The organism is Actinomycetes bacterium, from assembly GCA_035489715.1.
GTDB lineage: Bacteria > Actinomycetota > Actinomycetes > JACCUZ01 > JACCUZ01 > DATHAP01.
Map to the genome: position 1 here is coordinate 1 of DATHAP010000083.1, position 4,453 is coordinate 4,453.

At 73.8% G+C, this 4,453-nt stretch carries 5 protein-coding genes; 1 reads left to right on the plus strand and 4 read right to left on the minus strand.

The features are described 5' to 3' along the window. Together VK640_07150 and VK640_07155 are read right to left on the minus strand one after the other, a co-directional pair. Positions 1–288 (minus strand): amidohydrolase family protein (locus VK640_07150; protein ID HTE72959.1); only part of this gene is annotated, 288 nt, incomplete at its 3' end. A 35-nt stretch (positions 289–323) separates the two neighbouring features. After that, complete coding sequence (locus VK640_07155; protein ID HTE72960.1) at positions 324–1,241, minus strand: DMT family transporter; 918 nt, start codon at positions 1,239–1,241, stop codon at positions 324–326. Positions 1,242–1,329: 88 nt separating this feature from the next. Here VK640_07155 and VK640_07160 point away from each other — a divergent pair, with 88 nt between their 5' ends. After that, positions 1,330–1,881 (plus strand): CGNR zinc finger domain-containing protein, encoded by a 552-nt coding sequence (locus tag VK640_07160; protein ID HTE72961.1) that lies wholly within the window; start codon positions 1,330–1,332, stop codon positions 1,879–1,881. A gap of 116 nt (positions 1,882–1,997) precedes the next feature. Here VK640_07160 and hutU read toward each other — a convergent pair whose 3' ends face one another. Beyond that, positions 1,998–3,680 (minus strand): urocanate hydratase, encoded by a 1,683-nt coding sequence (gene hutU, locus VK640_07165; GenBank protein ID HTE72962.1) that lies wholly within the window; start codon positions 3,678–3,680, stop codon positions 1,998–2,000. A 31-nt stretch (positions 3,681–3,711) separates the two neighbouring features. After that, on the minus strand, positions 3,712–4,453 hold a 742-nt coding region (locus VK640_07170), incomplete at its 5' end, for a hypothetical protein (protein ID HTE72963.1).

A 4,453-nucleotide genomic window follows, 5' to 3' on the forward strand; every position in this document is an offset into this window, starting at 1 on the left:
CAGGTCGAGCAGCTCGTCGTCGCTGGCCGCCGCGGTCGCCGCGACCGTCGTCCGGATGCCGCCGCCGTCGTACGTCGTCCCGGCCAGCCGGGCGATGAACTCATCGCGTCGGACCCCCGCGAACACCAGGTGGGTGTGGGCGTCGACGAAGCCCGGTGTGACGGCTGCCCCGCCCGCGTCGAGCTCCTGGTCCGGCGCATCGGCCGGCAGCTCCCGTTCCGGACCGGTCCAGGCGACCCGTCCGTCCCGGACCACGACGGCCGCGTCGGGAACCGGATCGGCGACCATGGTGAGCAGGCGGCCGATGCCGCGGACGGTGAGGTTCACGCGGCGATCCTGCCCTCCTCGACCGGTCGCCGGGCACGGCGCCCCGCGGTCGCCGCGACGACACCGGCGAGCACGATGGCGCACCCGAGCAGCTGCGCGGAGGAGGGCCGCTCGTCGAGCACCGCCGCCGACAGCGCCACGGACGCGACCGGCTGGAGGAGCAGGATCACCGACGTCAGCGCCGCGGGGACCCGTGGCAGCGACATCGTGATCAACAGCCAGCCGACGACCTGCGAGGTCAGGGCGAGGGTCAGCAGCCAGCCATGGGCCGGCCACGACGGCACCAGGTCGAGGCCGCCGGCGAAAGGCCCCATCACCGCCGAGAGCACCGCCCCGACCAGGGTCGCGTCGAAGAGCGGGCCGGCAACCCGGCGCAGGTCGCGCGAGCCCTGCCGCAGCAGGAGCAGGAAGCCGGCGTAGGCCAGCGAGGTGCCCAGGCCGTAGACCACGCCGAGCACCGGGTCCTCGCCGTAGGCACCCGAGCCGACGACGCCGGAGATCAGGACGACACCGACCAGCACGACCGGCACGGCGGCGATCAGCCGGGTGCTGGGCCGCTCGTGCAGCAGCCACCAGGCGAGGACGCCGACGAAGACCACCTGCAGGTTGCCGAGCACCGTGGCGATGCCGGCGCCGACCGACGCGATCGCGTGGTGCCACAGGACCAGGTCGATGGCGAAGAACACGCCGGCCCCCATGGCGAGCAGCCGCTCGTCGCGGGTCCGCGGGCCGTACCGCCGGTCCTCCCGCAGCATGAGCAGGGCCAGGATCGGCAGCGCGTAGAGGCACCGGAAGACCGCCGCCGTGGCAGGCTCGACGTCGGCGAGGCGGACCAGGGTCGCCGATGTGGCGATGCACGCCGCCCCGGCCGCCGCCGCGACGGTCGGCCGCCCAGTGAGGACGCCCGGCGACACGTGCCACCTCCCGCCTGCGTCAGCACCGTTCCTGGGTTACGCTCCTGTCGGACGCACAATAGCAAGCCGACGATGAGGCGGAGCACCGGTGGACCTGGGACACGACACCCAGCACGCGCTGATGACCGTGGTCGACCTGGTCAACAGCCGCGAGTCGGGCAGCCGCCCGGACCGGATGGCCGACCTCGACGACCTCACCGCCTTCGTCGAGCGGCGCGAGGTCTCCGATGCCGGTGCCCTGGCCGGGAGCGACCTGGCGGCGGTCCGGCGGCTGCGTGACCGGCTGCGGGCGATCGTCGTCGCCGACGACGACGCCGAGGCGGTCCGGCTGGTCAACCACCTGGTGGCTGACGGGCGGACGACGCCGCGGCTCACCGACCACGACGGCTGGCCGCTGCACATGCACTACTACGCGCCAGGTGCTCGGGTGGCCGAGCACCTGGCGGCCGACTGCGGCATGGCGCTCGCGTTCGTCATCGCGGCTCACGAGCGGCAGCGGCTCGCCGTCTGCGCCGCCCCCGACTGCGACCGGGTGCTGGTCGACCTGTCGCGCAACCGGTCCAAGCGCTACTGCGACAGCCGCACCTGCGGCAACCGCCTGCACGTCGCGGCCTACCGGGCCCGCCAGAAGACCGGCTGACCGGCTGACCGGCCGGAATGATCACGTAAGCATGATCGATGCCACCGATGCACGGCGTATCCACCGTGCACGGGTCCCATTGACCACGTGAACGTGATCATTCCCCCAGGCGGGGGTCAGGACTGCCAGGACGGGGCGTGGGTGCCGTCGAGCATCGGGACCCGGATGCCGACCTCGCGGGCGGTCTGCTCGGCGATCTCGTAGCCCGCGTCGGCGTGGCGCAGGACGCCGGTGCCGGGGTCGTTGGTGAGGACCCGGGTGAGCTTCTCGTACGACGCGTCGGTGCCCTCGGCGACGACCACCACGCCGGCGTGGATCGACTTGCCGATGCCGACTCCCCCGCCGTGGTGCACGGACACCCAGGTGGCGCCGGACGCGGTGTTGAGCAGGGCGTTGAGGATCGGCCAGTCGGCGACCGCGTCGGTTCCGTCGCGCATCGCCTCGGTCTCACGCTCGGGTGAGGCGACCGACCCGGCGTCGAGATGATCGCGGCCGATGACGATCGGCGCCTCGACGGCACCGGACCGCACCAGGTCGTCGAACGCCTGCCCCGCGCGGTGCCGCTCGCCGTAGCCGACCCAGCAGATCCGCGACGGCAGGCCCTGGCCCTTGACCTTCTCGGCCGCGAAGCGGACCCAGCGCTGCAGCCCGTCGTCGTCGGGGAACGCCTTGAGCACCGCCTCGTCGGTCGCGGCCAGGTCGGCCGGTGACCCGCTCAGGCAGGCCCATCGGAACGGGCCGGCGCCACGGGCGAACAGCGGCCGGATGTAGGCCACCACGAACCCCGGGTAGCTGAACGCGTCGGCGAAGCCGGCGTCCTTGGCCTGCCCGCGCAGCCCGTTGCCGTAGTCGAAGACGACTGCGCCGGCCCGACCGAGGTCGACCATCGCGCGGCAGTGCTCGGCCATCGCGGCCCGGGAGCGCTCGACGTACTCCTGCGGCTTGGCCGACCGCAGCTCCAGCGCCTCCTCGAGCGTCATGCCGTTGGGCACGTAGCCGTTGAGCTCGTCGTGGGCGGACGTCTGGTCGGTGACCACGTCGGGGCTCCAGCCGCGACGTACCAGCTCGGGCAGGACGTCGGCGCAGTTGGCCACGACCGCCACCGACAGCGCGCGCCGCTCCCGCTTGGCTGCCTCGACCCGGGCGATGCCGTCGTCGAGGGAGTCGGCGACCTCGTCGAGGTAGCCGTGGTCGAGCCGGCGCCGGGCCCGCCACGGGTCGACCTCGATGCACAGGGCCGCCCCGCCGTTGCCGGTGACGGCCAGCGGCTGCGCGCCGCCCATGCCGCCGAGCCCGCCGGTCAGCGTGATGGTGCCGGCGAGGGTCCCGCCGAAGTGCTGCTCGGCCACCTCGGTGAAGGTCGCGTAGGTGCCCTGCAGGATCCCCTGGGTCCCGATGTAGATCCATGAGCCTGCCGTCATCTGGCCGTACATCATCAGCCCGGCGTCCTCGAGCTCGCGGAAGTGCTCCGGCGTGGCCCACCGCGGCACCAGCAGCGAGTTGGCGATCAGCACCCGCGGCGCGCCCTCGTGCGTGCGGACCACCCCGACCGGCTTGCCGCTCTGGACGAGGAGGGTGTCGTCCGGAGCCATCGTCTGCAGGGAGTCGACGATCGCGTCGTACGCCGCCCAGGACCGGGCTGCGCGTCCCGAGCCGCCGTAGACGACGAGGTCGTCGGGTCGCTCGGCCACCTCCGGGTCGAGGTTGTTCTGCAGCATCCGCAGGGCCGCCTCGGCGCCCCAGGACTGGCAGGTCAGCTGGCTCCCGCGCGGGGCGCGGACCGGTCGGGCTCCGTCCATGGACCGCACCCTAGTGACCTCGACGACCGGCTCAACCGATCCGTACGGACGCGCGGAGGAGGAGGCTGGGCTCCCGCTCCAGGCCGACGACCAGGACCCGGCCGGCGTCCCCGTCGGGGACGCCGACGAAGCCGTCCATGAGCAGGTGGCCGGGCACGTCGACCTGCCGATGCGACCAGTCGACCGAGAGGGTACCGTCCTCCGCCCCGAGCGGATCGACGACGTACGCCCCCTTCTCGATGGGCTGCGCGGTGAGCCAGGCGAAGGGCGCCGTCGGCCTGGCCCCGAGCGACGCGTAGCAGCTCGGCGCGAGCTCGTCGGCGACGACGACGGCAGGCCCGGTCAGGCGGCACGGGTCCACGGTCGCTGCCTGGACGACCTGCCACCCTTCCGGCACCGCGATGGACATGCCGTGAGCGGTGACGACCCGGGCGTCCGGGCCGACCGGCGCCTGGACCGGCGACCTGGCGTCCGTCGCCGCGGCCACCGGGTCGCCAGACATCACCCGGGTGCCGCCCAGCTCGGAGACGGCCGTCTTGCAGCCGGCGGAGTCGACGAGGACGTCCAGGCGCGACCAGCGCGCCTCCTGCGCGTCCTCCAGCCACAAGGTGCGCCCCGAGACCGCGTCGCCGCACGGGCCGGTCCCTGCCGGCGCCGCCTCCAGCTCGGCCAGCACGTCGGCGACGCCGTCCGGCGCGCTGACCTGTGCGCCGGGGCCGGCCCCCACGTTCAGGGCCTCCCTCTGCAGAACGATGCCGGAGACGTCCTCGGGC